This window comes from Pedobacter borealis DSM 19626 (genome assembly GCF_000708285.2).
Lineage (GTDB): Bacteria > Bacteroidota > Bacteroidia > Sphingobacteriales > Sphingobacteriaceae > Pedobacter > Pedobacter borealis.
In genome coordinates, this window is the sequence record NZ_JAUG01000053.1 from 15,074 (window position 1) to 33,698 (window position 18,625).

The 18,625-nt window shown below is 37.5% G+C and carries 14 protein-coding genes and 1 tRNA gene; 3 read left to right on the plus strand and 12 right to left on the minus strand.

The features are described from left to right. Positions 1-19 precede the first annotated feature (19 nt). Complete coding sequence (locus AW17_RS14655) at positions 20-913, plus strand: LysR family transcriptional regulator (RefSeq protein ID WP_029277658.1); 894 nt, start codon at positions 20-22, stop codon at positions 911-913. 221 nt (positions 914-1,134) lie between these two features. Here the strand turns inward: AW17_RS14655 and AW17_RS14660 are convergent, their stop codons facing one another. Further along, a complete protein-coding gene (locus AW17_RS14660; protein ID WP_029277660.1) occupies positions 1,135-1,521 on the minus strand; it encodes a DUF8184 family protein in 387 nt (128 codons plus the stop codon). Between the two features lie 129 nt (positions 1,522-1,650). On the opposite strand from AW17_RS14660, the gene AW17_RS23660 reads away from it, so the two are divergent. After that, complete coding sequence (locus AW17_RS23660; protein WP_425339100.1) at positions 1,651-1,788, plus strand: transposase; 138 nt, start codon at positions 1,651-1,653, stop codon at positions 1,786-1,788. Between the two features lie 614 nt (positions 1,789-2,402). Here AW17_RS23660 and AW17_RS24945 read toward each other — a convergent pair. After that, positions 2,403-2,675: a hypothetical protein gene (locus AW17_RS24945; protein ID WP_029277664.1), complete on the minus strand. Its 273-nt coding sequence runs from the start codon at positions 2,673-2,675 to the stop codon at positions 2,403-2,405. Between the two features lie 109 nt (positions 2,676-2,784). Here AW17_RS24945 and AW17_RS14675 point away from each other — a divergent pair, with 109 nt between their 5' ends. Continuing rightward, positions 2,785-3,300: a hypothetical protein gene (locus AW17_RS14675; protein ID WP_029277666.1), complete on the plus strand. Its 516-nt coding sequence runs from the start codon at positions 2,785-2,787 to the stop codon at positions 3,298-3,300. A 218-nt stretch (positions 3,301-3,518) separates the two neighbouring features. Here AW17_RS14675 and AW17_RS14680 read toward each other — a convergent pair whose 3' ends face one another. The 10 genes from AW17_RS14680 to AW17_RS14725 form a co-directional block, all read right to left on the minus strand. Beyond that, entirely contained in the window at positions 3,519-3,908 is a 390-nt protein-coding gene (locus tag AW17_RS14680) for a helix-turn-helix domain-containing protein (protein ID WP_051691860.1), read from the minus strand. Between the two features lie 106 nt (positions 3,909-4,014). Beyond that, on the minus strand, positions 4,015-4,725 hold the full coding sequence (locus AW17_RS14685) for a LytR/AlgR family response regulator transcription factor (RefSeq protein ID WP_029277670.1): 711 nt from the start codon (positions 4,723-4,725) through the stop codon (positions 4,015-4,017). Positions 4,726-5,089: 364 nt separating this feature from the next. Further along, entirely contained in the window at positions 5,090-7,255 is a 2,166-nt protein-coding gene (locus AW17_RS14690; RefSeq protein ID WP_245235076.1) for a peptidase domain-containing ABC transporter, read from the minus strand. Then, positions 7,233-8,411, minus strand: a complete 1,179-nt coding sequence (locus AW17_RS14695) for an HlyD family secretion protein (RefSeq protein ID WP_029277674.1) — start codon at positions 8,409-8,411, stop codon at positions 7,233-7,235. Before AW17_RS14695 ends, AW17_RS14690 begins: the two co-directional genes overlap by 23 nt. 12 nt (positions 8,412-8,423) lie before the next feature. Beyond that, entirely contained in the window at positions 8,424-10,121 is a 1,698-nt protein-coding gene (locus tag AW17_RS14700) for a hypothetical protein (RefSeq protein ID WP_055726099.1), read from the minus strand. Between the two features lie 67 nt (positions 10,122-10,188). After that, positions 10,189-10,413: a hypothetical protein gene (locus AW17_RS14705; RefSeq protein WP_029277677.1), complete on the minus strand. Its 225-nt coding sequence runs from the start codon at positions 10,411-10,413 to the stop codon at positions 10,189-10,191. A gap of 447 nt (positions 10,414-10,860) precedes the next feature. Beyond that, a complete protein-coding gene (locus AW17_RS23670) occupies positions 10,861-11,346 on the minus strand; it encodes an Arm DNA-binding domain-containing protein (protein ID WP_342422105.1) in 486 nt (161 codons plus the stop codon). 229 nt (positions 11,347-11,575) lie between these two features. Then, positions 11,576-11,649: transfer RNA gene (locus AW17_RS14715), tRNA-Asp, on the minus strand. Positions 11,650-12,050: 401 nt separating this feature from the next. Continuing rightward, a complete protein-coding gene (locus AW17_RS14720) occupies positions 12,051-15,440 on the minus strand; it encodes a GH116 family glycosyl hydrolase (RefSeq protein ID WP_083488721.1) in 3,390 nt (1,129 codons plus the stop codon). Positions 15,441-15,601: 161 nt separating this feature from the next. Continuing rightward, on the minus strand, positions 15,602-18,418 hold the full coding sequence (locus AW17_RS14725; RefSeq protein WP_083488722.1) for a formylglycine-generating enzyme family protein: 2,817 nt from the start codon (positions 18,416-18,418) through the stop codon (positions 15,602-15,604). Positions 18,419-18,625 lie beyond the last annotated feature (207 nt).

Sequence of the window (18,625 nt, forward strand, 5' to 3'; positions counted from 1 at the left end):
ACATCATCATGTAATAACCATGGGTTATCAGATAGAACTTAGGCACTTAAAATATTTTCAGGTTTTGGCCGAGGAACTGAAGTTTAGAAAGGCTGCAGATCGCCTTTTTATTTCTCAACCAGGCCTAAGCCGGCAGATTAAACAGATGGAGGAAATTTTTAACGCCCCATTATTCGATCGTACAAAGAAAAAGGTGGAGCTTACCGAAGCAGGCCTGTACCTAAAAGATGAGGTAGATTTTCTGTTCAGCCATATCGAAAACATCAAGAAACAGATCAGCAATATTAATGAGGGCAAACAGGGCGAACTTCGCATTGGTTTTTTAGGTTCAGCAGCACAGAAAATCGTACCCGAAGTTATTTTTAAACTGAACAAAGATTTTCCAGAAATCAGAACCAATCTGGACGAAATGCCTAATAAGTTACAGATCGAACTATTGGAAAAAGACATGCTCGACATGGGCTTTGTGAGGATGCAACAGTTTAAACCGGGTATTTCTAAACACATGATCCATCAGGATACTTTTTCGCTGGTATTACCTAAAAGCCATCCCATGAAAAAAGCATCATTTGAAGCGGTAAAAAAATTGGGCAATGAACCCTTTATCTTTTTCTCGGGTAACGACAGTCCATTCTATTACGACCTGATGATGAGTATTTGCGAGGATCATGGCTTTAAACCCAAAACCTATCACAAATCGGTTAATGCGTTAACCATTTACAAACTGGTGGAAGAAGGTTTGGGCATTGCCATTGTACCCACCGCTCTACAATATGGCTATCAGGAAAACGTAAAGTTTGTTGAGCTTACGCATATTCCGCAACGAACAGAGCTTTACATGATCTGGAAAGAATCTAACCGGAACCCAGCTTTAAAAAATGTGATCAAACTGTTGTTGCAGGATAAGGTTTAGGTTGTGATACTTATTTCAATGAATTTAGAAAAGAGATTATAAACAGTGTTATTCATATCTAGCGGATAACTTCCTGTATCGCCATTATTCAAACTATAATCTAATTGTTTTTGATCAGCGCATGCTAAATTATCAACCTTAAACCTACCCCATGGATTCTGCTTAACCAAAATAATTTCATCTTATTCAATTATAACTACTTAACAATCAACTAATTAATATTATTCATTTTGTTTGTAAAGATCCAATTCTTTGAATTTCCCTTCTTCAAAGAAGAGCTGAAACTTATCCAATTCATTCTGATCAATAACCTTAAGATCAAAACTAGAAATTGCTTCAAAAATTAAACTGTCAATCTCATGTTGGCGTTCCAATTTGAAGATGGTTTCTTTGTTTCTATAAATAGACCTAAAAGATAATGTTGTGAATTTATCATCTACAACAACATCGAGAATATCTTTTAATGATGGTTCTCCATGAGGATTCTCATCTAAAAGAAATTTCTTTAAATCTAAACTGTAACTAAATTTAAGGTCAGCGATTAAACATAGTTCTTTCACCTTCGGCTCATACGTTATACCTGAGATTTTTGGCTTGATAATTTTCATTAAGATTTAACGGCTTACAACTACATCAATTCAATCTCAGCCAATTTAATACATTGCTTTTTTAATTAAAATATTGCTCCAGTTTATCACCGTTCTATTTTTCTAAAATCCGTTTTTCCAGTTGTTGGGTTGAACTACTTTGACAATAGAAGTACCAATGCTTCAGCAGAATCTTTCAACGCTAAAATAAAAGCATTCAGATCACAGTTTAGGGGAGTGAGAAATGTGAAGTTCTTCCTATTCAGGCTATCCAAAATATATGACTAAGCCCTCCCCAACTTTTTTGCTTGATCCGAAAAAATGAATAATTTGGTGTTTCAAGAAAACAAAAAACCCTGTAAACATTTAATTTACAGGCTTTTAGTCAAATTTAAAACTATTTTCGCGGAATGGACGGGTATGAACCACAGCTGTATACTCCTGAAAATAAATGTTTTAAAATTAAAATTATTGCATGCTAACCAAATGCTCACTATTTTTTGCAACTATTTGACTGTAATTGACTTCCTTAAAACTAAAAAAATAAATTATATTTTCAAACCAATGTTATTCTACGATTGTCGAGAGGCTAAAAGAAAGCATAACAGCGCATCCTCGTATCGGTATTCGGCCAATGGCCTCACGCAGAGAATATAGTCTCACCTGTCTGATGAATGAGCGACCAGCAAATGTAATTATTATAGACATAAAGATGCACAAGATGAACGGATCCAGTGTACCGAATGAATCATCTAAATCATAGTTAACATCCTCACTATTGTTACTGAAAAACTCTACATCTACCAGCTGATTTAAGCAAGTGCAGACGGTTGTTTTCAAAAAAAGGGAAAAGCCGCGATTTGAGCGAAGCAATTAATCGAGTAAGCAAAAACAACTCTTAATTAGATACAATAAAAGACTTTTGAAGCCGAAAGAAAACCGGATTTATCAGCTAATTGAGATGAAGATGAAATATCTAATTTAATAAACTGACTGACCACCGCGGAAATTGCAAAAAAACTTTTTCTTTCAGAACACACCATAAAAATCTGTCTAAAGAATATCTTCGGCAAGACATGCATAAACTGTGTAAGCAAGATTACTTCATTTGCAATAACAATAAAATTTTCTACTAGATGAGTCGGTATTTCTATTCCATCATCATATAAAGACATTTCTAAAGTTTATTGACTTAATTTTTTTTTTGAGATTTATATAGCACTTTTTCTGGCTTTTTTTTTAGATTAAACCAAAATATATTATATTTACTATAAATAAATTAACATGAAAAAAATCTCTTTCCTGCTGTTATTTGTATTATTCCAGTCAGCCCCAACCTTTGCGCAGTCTGCCTGGGTTACACAAAAAATCGACGAAAAATTGTCTGTAAAATTTCCAGAGACTCCTTCGAAAGTAATTAAAAAAGGTTCAGAGAGTTATGTCAATAAAGGAAAGGACAGTGTTCAATACAGTGCTATTGTTCTGGATTATAAAGTCCTGGCTAATTTAGATTCTTCTACACTAGCGTCTATGAAGGATACCCAACAATTTGCAGATCAAATTAGAGGTGGCATGGTGACGCAAAAGCCCAATTATACCTTCGAAGCTGCTAAAATTGGCAAGTGGAATACATTCACTAATTACAGTTTTTCAGGAATTGATAACTCCAGTAAAGGTCGGCTATCTGTTCAAATGATTTTGATTGGGAGTAAAATGTATGTGCTTTCATGCCTTGTACCCGACAAACTGGTTACAAAAAACGATGAGCGATTTTTAAGCTCAGCCGAGTTGTTGAGATAACGACTTTTTCCAGGTTAAGCTTCAGTAAGAAGACAGGGTGCGTTTTGAGATGCACCTTGAGGCCTATGATGGGGCTGTCCGAAAAGGTCGAACAGCCCCTTTTTTATTCGGGTACCTGATGGAGAAATTTTTCATACAGCCGATTCTCAGACGTTAGATTTTCCTTTTTGGACACCCTCATTTTTATTTAAATCATATGAAGATATGGACGCGTTAATTCAAGATTTGGTATTAATTTTTCCATGCTGGAATAAATTACCGGTATATCTAACCTGCTCAAGTTGTAAAATTAATTGTTCGATCTGTTTATCTTTTACTTTAAGTTGCTCTTTTAGCAGGTGTAAAATATCCTCTGAGCTCTCGTGTTTGGATGTGACCTGAGCCTGTTGATTTATATTTTGGAAATTTAACGGGACATCATTGAGTAGTTCTGCGGAATCAACATTAAATATGGATGCGAATTGACGAATCCTTTGAACATCAATTTTAGTTTTACCGTTTTCAATCAAGCTGTAAGCATTTTGACTTATGTTGAGTTTTTCGGCAATGATTTGTTGGGTTAAATTATTTGCTAATCGTAATCTTTTTATATTCTTGTTTACAGCCATTGTTGATCTTTTGAGGTCGGTTTAATTTAGGTTTGGAGATACTCTTAATTAGTTTTGGCGCGTCATAGGTACTAAACATATGTTTTGGATCACTAATCTTAAATATTTATCTTTTTCTTAATATTCTGTAATAGGACTGCGCATATTTCCTGCCAATTGCAATCTCCAAATCGTTTCCAAGTACAACATAAGTTCTTGCCATACTTTTAATATGGTTCTCCGAGATGATAAATGATCGGTGTACCTGGATAAATCCATCCCTATCCCTAAGTAGTCCCCAAACTTCAGAGAAAGTAGAGTTAGAAAGCAGGGTTTCCTGCGTCGTATAAATCCTCGTCATCCTTTCCTGCGCCTGGACTGCTATGATGCTTGGGGCCTCAATTTTAATCAATCCGTTTCTTTCAACTTTATTTTTTACGACAATGAATTTATCTTCCGGCTTAGTGAAATTTTTAAGGGACGGGGATAAAAGCCTTTGGGTAGCCTGCGTAAATTTTACGGGCGAAATGGGTTTAAGTAAAAATCCGTCGGCATCAATTTCGTAGGAACTTATCGCATAATTGGAGTGCGCAGTTGTAAATACGAGTTTATGAGCTTTGTGCCTTATTAATTTTGCGAGTTCAATACCATTAATTTCAGGCATTTCAATATCGAGAAAAATAATATCGACAGGCTTTTTCAGCTTTTCGATTTCCTTCAAGGCAAGCATCGGATTACGATAGGCTTTAATTAACCTCATATTGGGTTGTAAGGCAATATAATCCGTCAATATTTCGAGTGCCGAGCACTCATCGTCAATGGCAAAACATGTATACATATTCCCTAGCGTTAAAGTATTAATAGAGAGTTAAAGGGGATTGTAACGACCAAATTACCTATTAGATTTGTAATCTGCAAATGAAGTTATTATGGTTTTAACCAAAAATTGTTGTTCATGAACCTATGGCCGTTGTTGGTGTATCCTTATAGGTTATTGATGTAGAATTTTTATTTTTATTATAATTCATTGGGACGAGTATTAAATCCTTCTCTGGCGTTAAGGCAACCACCTTTGAGGAGTGCTTAGTTCCCACTCGTAAGAAGCCAGCTCGCCAACTTATCTAGATGTTTATTTAAGCCCTTTCAATCAACGTGTCTTGCCTTACCAGGGTAGCGTTTTGAGCATCAAGGTTATCGAGTGCTTAAAGGATTCCAAGGTGAGAGTTCCATAGGGCATTATAGTGAGAATCTTGTGCGATTAGGGCGTCATGGGTCCCTTGTTCAATCAACTTGCCATTTTTCAGAACTAAAATTTCGTCACAGTTTTTGATTGTCGACAGGCGGTGTGCAATGGTGATTATGGTTTTATTTTGCTGTTTAAAGAGGGTGAGTGTTTCCTGCACCTTCCGTTCGCTGATTGGATCAAGGGAGGAAGTGGCCTCATCGAGTATTAAAATTTCGGGTTTTCTGTACAATGCCCTCGCGATACCCAGTCGTTGTTTTTGACCACCAGACAGATTGGTTCCCTGTTCATTGATTATGGTGTAATAATTATTGGGTAGTTTTTCAACAAACTCATTAATACCCAACAGGGTACATATTTGCAAAATCCGCTGCAAATCCGGTTCAAAATCTCCGATGGCAATGTTTTCAATGACAGTCCCTGCAAACAGGTCGACCTGCTGAGGCACGACGCTCACGATTTTCCGCAGGCTCTCATTACTCACATGTTTTATATCCAAGCCACCGATTGTAATGCTCCCATCCTTTAAAGGGTAAAGATTTTGCAGGATGGACAACAAAGTCGATTTCCCACTTCCACTTTCGCCAACAATTGCGGTATTACAATTTTTCCGGATAACGACATTGAATCCGTCAAAAACCATGGCTCTGGTTCCATAGCGGAAGCTAACATTGTTAAAGTGTATATCTCCGACCATTGCGGGGGTAAGCTGGGCTTTGTCCTGAGCTGAGCTTTCAATCTCCAAGTCTATGATTTCAAATAGGCGGTCTGCTGCTATCAAGGCATCCTGGATACTTTTATTTGCGCCTATTAGTGAGGCCGCAGGACCTGTCAGGTAGCCTATCAAAGCATAAAAAGACAATAATTCTCCTGGTGTCAGCTCACGCTGAACAACAAAATACCCCCCTGCCCATAATATAAAAATGGTGAACAGCCTGGTGAAAAAATCAGCGCTATTGGCCAAGTGCAATCCTTTAATACTGCTTAAATAAACGGCCTTCAGCAGTTCGATAAAATTATTTTCAGTTTTGAGGTTTGAGTATCCCTCCAGTCCGAAACGTTTTATGGTTCCTGCTCCATTGATGCTTTCCACCAATTGTGTTTCCAGAAGGGCCCCATTTTCCATCAGTATCCGCTGCCACTTTTTATTGACTTTATTACTTATATAAAATATTATGCCGTACACGGGAATTATGGCCAGCATAATTAGGGCGAGTTTCCAGTAATAAAGGAACATAATGGTTACTGAAAAGCAAATGATGAGTACGTTGACCAGCATATTAAGGGCGATATCGTTGATGAACACCCTTATTTTAACCGCATCATTTACCCGGCTGATGATTTCGCCCACACGCATGGTATCAAAAAACCGCTGAGGCAGTTTTAATAAATGCTTGTAATAACCTAAGATCAGCCTGGCATCGATCATCTGCCCGGTCCGCAATCCCAGAACGGTTTTAAAATAATTGATAATGACCTGAAATATTAAAATAACGATCATGCCCACGCTCATTAAATTAAGTAGGCGTGTATTACTTTCGACCAGTACAAAATCGATTATTTTTTGTACATATATGGAGGTACTCAGTCCCAATATGGTATAAATTACAGCTCCGATTACCGCTTGTAACATCATACTTTTATGTGGTGCCAACAACAACCAGAAACGTTTAATATTCGAGGTTTTTTCAGATCCTGTAACAAAATCATCATCGGGCATGAGCACTACAATCACCCCACTCCATTCCTTTTTAAAGTCCTCCACAGGCTTCTTTTCGATCGACCCGTAGATTGGGTCCATGTAGACCACGTGTTTCTCGGTTATCTTATAGATGACCACATAATGGTGTAACCCAATGGCCGTTACGATATGGGCAATGGCGGGAAGTGGGATTTTTGTAAGGCTTTCGATTGTTCCCTTTGCGCCTTTAGCCTGAAAACCAAGGTGCTCGGCGGCTTCAATGAGGCCTAAAACATTCGTACCCCGCTTATCCGTTCCGGCGTATTGTCTTATCCGGCTTACCGGTATTTGAAGGCGATAGTGTGCGGTTATGGATGCAATACAAGCCGCCCCGCAATCGGTTATGTCGCGTTGCTTAATTTTAACCCCTCGATTCATGCTCATTTTGTATTTTCTGTGCTGCCGGATTTAACCAATCATCTAGTTCATCCCAAAGTAACTGCCAAAGGGTACGTTCCCCGATTACAAATCGGGCCTGGAAGGTAAGCCCTTTTTGCAGGTGCCCCGAGAAGCCATTTTTAAGCTTTAACTGGGCATTATCGAAACTGCAACGGGCTTTAAAGACCGTTACATTGTTTATTACTGTAAAATCATTATCGATGCTTAACACTTTTCCCGTAATGGTACCAAAGTAATTGTAGTTGAAGGCGTCAATTTGAAAGTGAACCACCTGTCCAGGTTTTATCAATCCAATATCCCTGGGTGTAATGTAGCATTCGCCGATTAGGCTCCCGCCTGGAGAAATACTGCAGAGGGCTTCATTTTGCTGTATAAGTCCGCCGGCATATCGGCTGTTAATATCCTGTAAGGTCCCTGAAACAGGAGCCTTGACTTCATAATAGGATGCGTCGGCGTTGACCTGTAAATTATCGTTCTTATATTGAGAAAGTTCAAAGCCATATTTAATTAGGTCCTGTTGCCAGGAGGTTTGCTGGGCGACGCTGAATGCGCTGTAGCCTGCGCTGGTTTTATCGTAGGTCGTTTGTGTGTCGTAAAACTCTTTACTGGTGATCACTTTCTGATTGTAGAGTGTTTTATTCACGCTCAGATCTTTGGTTGCTTTATTCAAATTTGCATTTTGATCGTCAAGAAGGTGCAGATAGTGGCTCAGCTGTTCCATATATAATGGAGATACCAGGCGTTTGAGTAAAAGCTCGTTCGGCTCACCTGCGGTCAATAGTTTGAGATCATGAATAAAGCCAGCCCGCTGCTTGATTTCAAAGTTATTATTCATGCGTTTGCCTTTGGTCAACTGATCTTTTACGCGCAGAATGATGCTGCCTTTTTTAACCATGCTGCCCTCGTGGTGATATATCGTATCGATAATACCGCCGACAAATGATCTCACTTCTGTCCGTTCGGTAACCGGACGGGTAATCCCCTGAACCCTTACCGCAATTGTGCAGTAAACCAAAGGTAAGGCGACGAGCACCGTAAGAACGATAAGGAGGACAGTATAGTAAACGAAGTAATTACGTTTACGGAAAGTGGGTAAATACGCTAATGTGGTATTTTGCAGTTTGTCAGCTGTTGGAAACACAATTCAGTCCGTTTAAATTTTAAATAGAACACCAACTCCCAGGGCGTAACCACCTGGCTTTACAACAAATTCCTTTAAGGAGAAAATTTCACGGGCAGTGTTAAAACCAGAGGAGATAAAGAAGGACTTCTTATGGGTGACTTCAAAAGCTGCTCTCAGCGCGAGGTTAAAACTACTGTAGCCTTTAGATGTAGCGTTAAAGTTGACCCCCACATGCTCAAAACCCGCAAATGGGCTTAATGTGATGCTTCGCGCATTTTTATTTAAAACAAAATCATTGGACAGGTTGAGGGCCAGCGAATAGATCCCAACTTTTTTGGGGTTACGAAAATTGGTATTGGCTTGAAGATCTAAATATAAGTCTTTAAAGAGCCTGAAATAAATGCCCCCGCCCCACCCGTAAGTGAGGGCTGGCGAGCTGGAAACGGTCTGACTGCTGATCTGCATCGGAAATTTGTTTATCCCCAGTGTTGCCTTGAGGTTATCCTGCTGAACATAGTCTATTAATTTGTCACCAAAGGTTTTTTCCAGCCTGCGGTCTTTTTGGGCATTTTCTCTTATGGTATCCAGTAGCCTGTTGGGTATTGGACTGATACGGCCTGTTCTTTCTGCCTCTTTGAATAAATATTCTTTGCTGTCCCATTTTTTTTTGCCTGGTGATTTATTAATTTTCAGGACGTCATCACCCTCCTGGATGATGTCTTTATATGGGATTCTGGTTGGATTTACGCTATCAATTTCTGTCCTTACAAAGTCCACGATCGTTTGCGGGGATTGGCTTTTGTACTCCGAATCACTGACCATATGGGTTTCAAGCAGATACCATTTCTTTCCGATTTTCTCATAATTAACCCGGTAGTTGAGCATCCTTTTGGTTAGAAAGCCCGTTCGTACCCAGTTATAGGTATAGATATTGGTGGCAACAAAAGCATAGGTTGCGGTGTCAATATATAATGTGACATCAATTCTGTTAATGTTTTTACTGGTATCTTGTAGTCGGGTGTTCAGTACAAAAACTTTATGATTATTAAATATTTGGGTACCAACAAGCTGGTAGTCGAATTTTCTTTTCTTTGAAATTTTATTTAAAATAAAATCGTTATGGGCAATATCCTGGAAATCGAGGACATTATAGTTCGCCACGCGCTTCAAATAGCGGAGTGATTTATCGTATAGTGCCTCGGTTTGATTTTCAAGTACACTTACTGTAGTTCTTTCAGAAGTATTATAAGGTGGTATGTAGGCGTTGATCAGGGCATCGGATCTGAAATATTCAGTTTTGTTCCGCCAGGTTTGTGTTCTCAAAATTCCCTTGAAACCAATAGGCCTGTCCGGGTAGTTGACAGCAATTTGTTTTATCGCTTTTTTAAGGATGTCTTCCCCCGAGGCGATGGTTACTTCGTTTAACTGTGTTGATGTTTCCGGCAGTTCAACTTCGTAAAAATGATCGGGCTGATATATTAAATGCACATTTAAGTAACCAATACTACTGAAATCTATGTCCATGTCCAACAAGTTCTTCAAAGGGGCTTTTACAGTAAACAAACCTTTATCATCTGTCCTAGTGGATTGGCCACCAACCCGGATGGTTACTCCGCTTAGGGCAAGTCTGGTCTTTGCATCTGTAACTTTGCCTTTTAAGGCGATCAGTTGAGCAAACACAATAGTTGAACTGAGTGATAGCAGCAGTATTAGAATGTATTTTTTCAAATCTGGGAACGTATAGGAGGAATTGTTTACAATTGATATTGTAAACAATTCCTTTAGTAATTTTTAATTAAAAAGGTAAAGCAGCACCAATTGTAGCACCAATTACTGCTCCGGCAAGGATAGGGTTGGCATCCTGGCCATTGATTGAACCGCTATCGGCGAATATACCAACCACAGCACCAACTACAGCACCAAGGATTGCTCCGAATATACCACCACCATCTACTTCTTGCATTTCTGCAGCATTCATTTCCACCAGGTCCATTTGATTTAAATCTAATTGCGTTTTCATGTTTTAAATAATTTAAGGTTTATTTCCTACTTTTTCGTAATTCACATGGGTTTCGGATTTAGCCCACTGTAATATTTTGGCCAAAAATTTACAATTTGAAATTACTTTTAAGTCAAAAATATATTGTCGATATAACGTCAATATAAAATCTAAAATTCCTATAAAAGTGCAGTTAAAGCATTTTTTTTATAGATAAATTCTATATTTTAAAAACTTAGCGCATTATGAAAATAATTCGAAGGCTTTATCTGGGTATTCTATTTATAATGGTTCTTTCCTGATTTGGAACAATTCCTAAAAAAACATATGTCTTGAGTGATTAAAAGGTTTTTTTCAATAAGTGAATTAGTTATATCATGACTTTTCTTTGAAATCCGAAACAGGATCAAATTATTGTTTATTCTATTAAACTATTATATTTGGACAAATGACAACTATGATTATTACTTATTTCAAGTTGCGATATCGTTTTGATTTTTCTGCCAACACACTTGATATTGGCAACCCAATAAAGTCCTTAACGTGCATCAGGCAGGTCTCATAGCGCTGAAGGGTACTCTTTTCAAATTCTTTGCCGATGAGACTTTTCATCTTTGCGTTGTGATCTTCAAATACGGCGACGGGCGTCTTTGACTGAAGAGCTTTACCAATAAAGCGGTCTTTAACCGTTTCTGCTGTAACGGTTTCGTCTCCTACCGACATTACCTGATGAAGTTCCTGGGCCTTCGACTGTAACTTATCCAGATAAGCATTCAAAAGCCTGGTATCTTCTTTGGTACCGGCGGCCCGCCCAGCCTGTGCGTTCCAGCGATTGGGATCACATGACTTTCCCGTTGAGGTTTCTGCTCGTTTACTGGACCGTTTTTGTAAGTGGAGCGCTTTTTTAAATAAAAAAGCAGATTCATGTTTGTTCTCATGACAAATGATTAAAATGAAACAAAATTGTTAATTCTGTCACTTACAGTCAAGATGTTTAATGATTGAACTAGCTTATAAACATCTGTTTAAGCTATAATTGGTGAGCATTCATACCGTTTAATGTGCTCATCGAATTGCTCACCTTTTTCTTGCGAAAAAATGAATAATTTGGTGTTTCAAGAAAACGAAAAAACCTGTAAACATTTAATTTACAGGATTTTAATTAAATTTAAAACTATTTTCGCGGAATGGACGGGACTCGAACCCGCGACCTCCTGCGTGACAGGCAGGCATTCTAACCAGCTGAACTACCACTCCTTTTGTTCTTCTTTAAAGCTCGAACCTCTTTCCCCTTGCGGGAGTGCAAATATAGACACTATATTCAGTTTATCACTATAGTAATCGACTTTTTAATCAATAATTACGTAACACGCTGACCCTCATTCTAAATATTTTGATCAAAAAGATTATTAAACAACTCTTATAAATAATGCTTTAATGTATTTACTAATAGCATGCTCACCATTATTCTGCAACTATTTGACTGTAATCGACTTCACTGTAAGCTCCCCTGTTTTTCAGACCACTCAAAAGTATAATTTTGTCCTCAAATTTCCTGCAATAAATCGATGGGAGATTTGAAGTTCAATGCTTGATGTGGTCGATGGTAATTACAGTCCTATCGTCTCAGTTAAAAAACACAATTGGCCATTTCAATATTATTTAATGTTTATCTGGATCATTTTTTGTTGGTATTTTTCTTTATCAGTAGGAATTATTACCCTGAACAAACCAAAACCATCGACTATTTTTCCAATTATTTTAGCACCATAACAACTAACTACATCAGTACCCACCAACAATTTAAAGTCATACGTACTGCCGCTTTTTCCTTCAATTTCAATTTTAAAAGAATTACCGTCAAGCTGTTGTTTGAGTATTCTGAAACCTTTCGATTCACTCATTAGTTCTGGTTTAACAAAATTGGCTAAAGTTGATACACCTTCTTTCGCTAATTGAATACTAATTTCTGTATGACCATTAACGTTCACGTTTTCATTAAGTTTTACATCCAAATATTCCTTGTTATCCATAATTGTATAATTAACTTTTTTTCCATTCACTACGATCTGTTCGATTTTAGAGCCCAAAGGAAGCGTTGGTATAAAATTTAGTTTAAAATCTTGCTTAGATATCAGGTTGTAGACCAAAACTGTATTTGATTGTTTTTTAAATTTAAATACGAAACTGTTTTTTCCAAATTTAACATTTTCAGCCTCAAACCATTTCCAATCAAAAGGCAACCTAGGAGCTAAAGTGACTATATTTGTCAACGCATCCGGGTGATACCCCAACATTCCCTCAAAAATAGGTTGTAACACCATTGTTTCTGACCAACATTGATGAGACGTAACCCCGCTTGTACTATAGGTATTCCCATTCATTACCTCTACGGCATTACCCATTGAAAAGTCCTTATAATTTGACAAATTGTTCATTATGTTTGTAAAACCTTGATTATATCTACCCGTCTGATATTCGGCAAGTGATGTCCAACCTGTGAATAAAGGCCAAATACTGCCAAAGTGGTAACTCCTTGGGTCATACAATTGATTTTTATAGCTAATCATACGGGTCCCCCAATCAGCCGAAAAAGAGTTTGAAGCAAATGCTTCAGTCATTATTTTTGCGCGATCCTTATTCAATACATCAAAATAAACCGGCACTGTCGTAAGTATAATGAAATCTTTGGTATATGAACCATCGCGGTATTTACCATAATTATAGTACTTGTCTTTATTCCAAAACCCCTCAATGGCGTTCATTACTTTTTTTGAATCGGCCAAGTAACCTTGGGCTTGAACCTCTTTGTTTATTCCTTTGGCCAAATATCCAGCATCTCGCAGGGCAGCAGCCCAAATGCCAGACAAATAGAATTCAGTGTGCGCTCCATAAAGCTTTCCACCTTCAAGCCAACCATGGCCTACATTCGATATTTCTATTAGACCATCCCCATCGGTATCTGTCGAATAACAAAAATCAATCGCTTTCTGTATTGCTCCCCAATTTGACTTAACAAATTCGACATCACCCGAATAGCGTAAATAATGAGCAAACAAAACAATAAACAAAGGAGTAGAATCTGATGCGTCATAGTGAACAGAACCACTTGACGTTAATTCATGATAAATTTTACCGTCAACATTTTGAAACTTTATAAACGTTTTCAATACCTCTTTCACCAACTCAAAATTCCCATAATTGTTTACCGCAAAACTCGACCATTCTGCGTCACGACCAAAATACCATGCATAACCTGGTCTTCCGCTTACTTTTTGTGCACCGTCCCAACCTCTTGCAGTACTTGCAAAACCAGCCATAAGTGACTTGCCAATACCTGGAGTTTCGACTTCAAATTTTGAGGCACCCAAAACCGCCATTTTATAACCCTCGTTAAAGCCCGGATCAGGAGTGTTTATGTTTACAGTATTTGTCAATAAATTTTCATAATAAGCTACTGCTTCAATTAGTACATTTTCAGCATTGTTGATATTTTTGGAGTAGTCCATCAATGTTTTAGAAACACCTTCATTCCCTGATGCGAAACAAACATCTACAGCTGATCTATTTTGAGCATCGGTTTCCACTAAAAAGGCTGTTTGAAGCTTATCCGTTGGGGTTCCTCTCCATTTTCCATTAGCATACTTGAAATCGTCAAACTGACCATCAACAAGTAAATTGCTTTTAGAATTTGAGCCTATAATCGATACAAATTCATCTTTTTTATCCGAAACGACTATTGCATTGTTTTCTCCAGACCACGAGTATTGCAATGAGCCCAACGCCTCTTCATTATAAGGCCACATAAAACGCAAATTGCTTTTGACTGAGTATATCAATCGCTCAATGGCGTTGGCATTACTCCATTGATAATGAACTATACCAACGGGCTCTTTTATGCTGGTACTAATAATTTCTTTTAATTGAATGCCATTAGGTAATTCATAGCTACGTATAACCGCTTCCGGACGAACTTCAAATTTGGGGGTAATATTTTTCAACCAACAAATGGTATCGCTCGCTACTAATTTCACACCGACATTAAAATCACGTGCAGACATGACAGGATGCGTCCAAATTTCGTCAATACCCGCTTTTTCTTTTCCAATCAATAAACTACGTCTGCCCGCTAAATCGAAAAAATTGTTTGTTGCCACACGACTTAAAGAAAGCGAGGAAGGCTTAATTTGCCATACTGTGGATGCTTTAAATTTTATTTTACCTATCTTTTTGTCATTTTTCTCAATTTTGCATTCTCCATACGTCCAAAAAAATTGCTTTTCTTTCTCAAATTTACCATCCAGATAATTAATACAATTTTCTGTGAATTGATTTAATTCTTTACGATTAAAATTATCTTGAGCATAGTATGTATATGCGCCAACAGCCAATACTTTTCCTTTTCCATAAGGCATCTCCCATAGTAATTTATTTTTCTCATCATAGGAAATGTAAGCCCAATCAATACCTATTATCTTTGAACCCTTTGCATTTGGGAGGTTCTTTTCAAAAAAACCTAACGTCCTCATATTTAGATCTTTTTTGGGGTGCCATACATAAGCTCCACCATGCATATCTGAAAATACAGGGTGACTTCGGAAACCATGAAAACCTAATTTACGCCCAAACCCCTCATCAACAGCGCTACGGTGTCTGATTTCAATAGGGCTTTTTTCAATCCCCCATGTATTAAGTAATTTAACGGCATCAAGCGTCAAAAGTAATTTACCTCCTTGATTGAGATAGGATTTTATGGATCCCTCCAATTTAATTTCTGAAGGGGTTACTTCTAAAGTATCGGGACGGTGATACCATACTACCTGATATTTTTTAAGATCTAATTTATTCTTTATTACTTCATCAAGAGTAATTTTCTGAATAGTGAAGCTGACTTTACGTGTGTCGAAAAATTTCTGCAAAGCGGTATATTCAACTGTTTGTTCTTGTTTCCCATTCACAAGCAAAGCTACCTTAACAGGAGGACTGATCATACTGGAGAACAGCAATACAATAGCTACTAATGAACTGTATTTTAGAATATTATTCATTTTAATTAATTTAATTTTTACTTTGAACCCGTGCTATTCAAAAATTTGTCAAATCGAACTCATTCATAGCCTAATTCAATCTATAACTTTGTCCGATTTGACATTGCAACTTTATCTTTAGCAAATAATATTCAAATAACTTTATTAATCCGTATACTTTACTATTTTGCAGCATCCGTTACACAACGAAAACCAACAGTGGCATTACGTTCAAAACCTTCTGAAACACGCAATAAATATTGACGATAAAACAATTCACGGGGTCCCCCTTGCACATACCACCAGCTAGATGAAGGCAAGAAATAACTTCCCCCTTTCATCATGATATAACGATATGTTCCATTATCATATAAATCATTAGTTAACTGCCAAACACTGCCTGTAAGATCCTCTAATCCATAAGGATTTGCCCCTTTAGGATATTTCCCCACTGGATACAGTTTGCCATCTCCCAGATTACAACGATCTGTGTCTATACCTTTAATTTTCCAAACAGACAACGTATTGGTTACAAACTCTTCCACTTTTTGTATTGGTTTATTTTGTACCCAAGGCCAGGCATTTCCCTTTTCTGTCTGGGATGCATATTGCCATTCAATTTCTGTAGGCAAACGTTTGCCAGCCCACTTTGCATAAGCTTTGGCATCTTCGTAAGACACATAGATTACGGGGAAATTTTCTTGTCCACTAGCAATTTTACCGCCAACCCAATGTTTCAAGAAATTATTGGCATCAGACGGTTTATAACCCGTGGCGTCCATAAATTCTTTGTATTGGGCATTTGTCACAGGATATTTATCCATGAAATAGGCAGGCATGCTGATTTTTTCATTTTCCAATGTAGGCGCATCTGGGTAAGGAATAAATGAATCTCCAACCAAATATTTATTACACATAAATTTTCCAGCAGGTATTTTTACCATTCCTTTAGGCGCTTTTTTTACAGGATTTGTGAATTCAACTCTAGAAGCCAATCGAGCAGAACCAGGCTGTATTTTTACAATTCTTTCGTCTATCAGTTCTTCATTCTCGTCAAATGCCTGAACAATAATTTTTCCATGAAAATCCGCAAAATTATCAATCAAATTTATGGTCTGTTTATCCGTCTTGAATTCTTTACACTCTTTATCGTACGATGGCATACCAGCCCAAATACGTATTTTGGTTCCTTGTGTTGATGAAAATGTTAATTGGTCACTTCTCAATTTCACGTCAAGACTATTATGCAAAGCTCCAATAGCGGTAACGGCTCCTTCATTGTTTGTGCCGATGTCTGTTTTATTGAAAGCCGATGTTACTGTTGGAACATACCATTTATTTTCTATTTGCTTCAAAACAAGTTCCTCATGGTTAAAAAGATCAACATAATGAGTGTCAGGTTTGTTATCGACAGCAAATAACGCATCGCTAAATCCTTCTGGGACAAGGCTAAAAACTGTGTAAACCGTTTTGTTTGGTTTATCCCAACGATTAACAAAAATATTGTCCTTAAGTGTTGACAACAATGGAGTATAATTTTGACTGATAAAATTTGAAGTATTCTCTCTCAATACTCGAGATGTTTTACCCAATAAAACAAATTCTTCATTAACCCACTCCGGAATCCCTGGTGCAAATTGATTTATTTCGGTGCCATATCCATTAAAAAAGGAAAGGTAAATTTCACGGTTTATGCGTTCTTGACCAAAATCGGCAACTCTAAAAATAGCAAAGTCCGGTTTGATAAATTTATTTAAATTCAACATCGGTGGATAGTATAATGCATTATGTACTCTCCCTGATGGGATACCCTGCATATCTTTTGGAACAGCCATTCCTTCACTATACATAATAACACCCGGTTGTGCATGATCAGCCGCATCCTGTAATTCCTTACTGGATCCTCCTTGGGTATCCAGAACTACTCCATCAATACCTACTTTTTTAATTATGTTTGTCATACCATCAAAATGTCCTTCGTCACTGCGCGTACTTCCGTCCCAAGGATTGTAACATATAAAAAAATGGGTGTCTAATGAATGGCATAAATTTGATATTTCATGTAATTTATCAAAACCGCCAGGCAAGTCCCTAAACATATCCCATTGATTGCGCTGATCCATCCCCAGGGTTGGCCATGTTGGCCAAATACCATATACATCGCTTCCTCCATATAGCTTCTTGGCGCCTTCAAGAAATTCTTTTACGTGATATTGCCCATCTTTATAATCGTAAAAACGACGATCCCAAGTCATCATCAAGTTAACAACATATTTATTACGGAACCATTGCAAATCTTTTCTGCCCATTATTGAATTGTCAAATGTGCCTGGTTCCACATCGTACAACATGCGTTTCTGAAACATTACCCGCAATCCTTCCTGCCAATCTCCTTGATAATCATCAGCCCAAAGCGTATAAGTTACCTCTCCTGTATTAGGATACAGGACCGTTTCAAAACGATGAACTTTACCATTTTTTACGGATTTTCTATCACGTCTCATTAATGCACAAACACCTTTGTCTCCATTTGCAGGTATTGCAGAGAAACCTAAATCCCAAGCATTATCAGGTACAATTACGTTAACGGGAGCGAAGCCTGGACGAAATAAATAGGTACGTGACAATTCATGCTTTCCCTTACCTGTTATGTATGTGTGATTAACAGATTCTCCAAATGGCACAACATTATGGAGCATTAAAGTATCTTTACTTATGTTTTTAAAAGTAATAGTTGCTTTAACTCCGTAGCTATAATCAATTTTAGAGTAGCTTATACTTATTTTATTTGCGACTTCTGTTGCATTATTGTTTGCTTTACCCTGATCTGAATTGAAAGCATCTTCACTAATCTTGAACGAAAGTAAAGGCAAATGTTTCCCGTTAATCATCAAGCCCCCTTGGCTTGTCAAAACAGCTGTCTTTATCGATTGTGCTTCAGCAGATACCGTCAAAAGAAAACAGATAATTAGTGTACTAATTTTAAGATATTTATTCATGATGTATTTTAATAGTGATTTATTCAGATCTATTTTCTTTATTCAGCATCTTTTACACAACGAAAGCCAATAGTAGCTGCACGTTCATAACCCGGTGATACTCTTAATTGATTCTGGCGACGTACCAAAGGTTTTGCGCCTCCCTCAACATACCACCAACTTGCTTCTGGTTTAAAATAAGACCCGCCTTTCATAATAAATATTTTT

Coding starts and splice junctions, on each gene's coding strand:
- AW17_RS14680 (WP_051691860.1), bottom strand. CDS start 3,908: ATGGCTGTAAACAAGAATATAAAAAGATTACGATTAGCAAATAATTTA.
- AW17_RS14720 (WP_083488721.1), bottom strand. CDS start 15,440: ATGAATAATATTCTAAAATACAGTTCATTAGTAGCTATTGTATTGCTG.
- AW17_RS14685 (WP_029277670.1), bottom strand. CDS start 4,725: ATGTATACATGTTTTGCCATTGACGATGAGTGCTCGGCACTCGAAATA.
- AW17_RS14675 (WP_029277666.1), top strand. CDS start 2,785: ATGAAAAAAATCTCTTTCCTGCTGTTATTTGTATTATTCCAGTCAGCC.
- AW17_RS14660 (WP_029277660.1), bottom strand. CDS start 1,521: ATGAAAATTATCAAGCCAAAAATCTCAGGTATAACGTATGAGCCGAAG.
- AW17_RS24945 (WP_029277664.1), bottom strand. CDS start 2,675: ATGTCTTTATATGATGATGGAATAGAAATACCGACTCATCTAGTAGAA.
- AW17_RS14725 (WP_083488722.1), bottom strand. CDS start 18,418: ATGAATAAATATCTTAAAATTAGTACACTAATTATCTGTTTTCTTTTG.
- AW17_RS14655 (WP_029277658.1), top strand. CDS start 20: ATGGGTTATCAGATAGAACTTAGGCACTTAAAATATTTTCAGGTTTTG.
- AW17_RS14705 (WP_029277677.1), bottom strand. CDS start 10,413: ATGAAAACGCAATTAGATTTAAATCAAATGGACCTGGTGGAAATGAAT.
- AW17_RS14690 (WP_245235076.1), bottom strand. CDS start 7,255: ATGAGCATGAATCGAGGGGTTAAAATTAAGCAACGCGACATAACCGAT.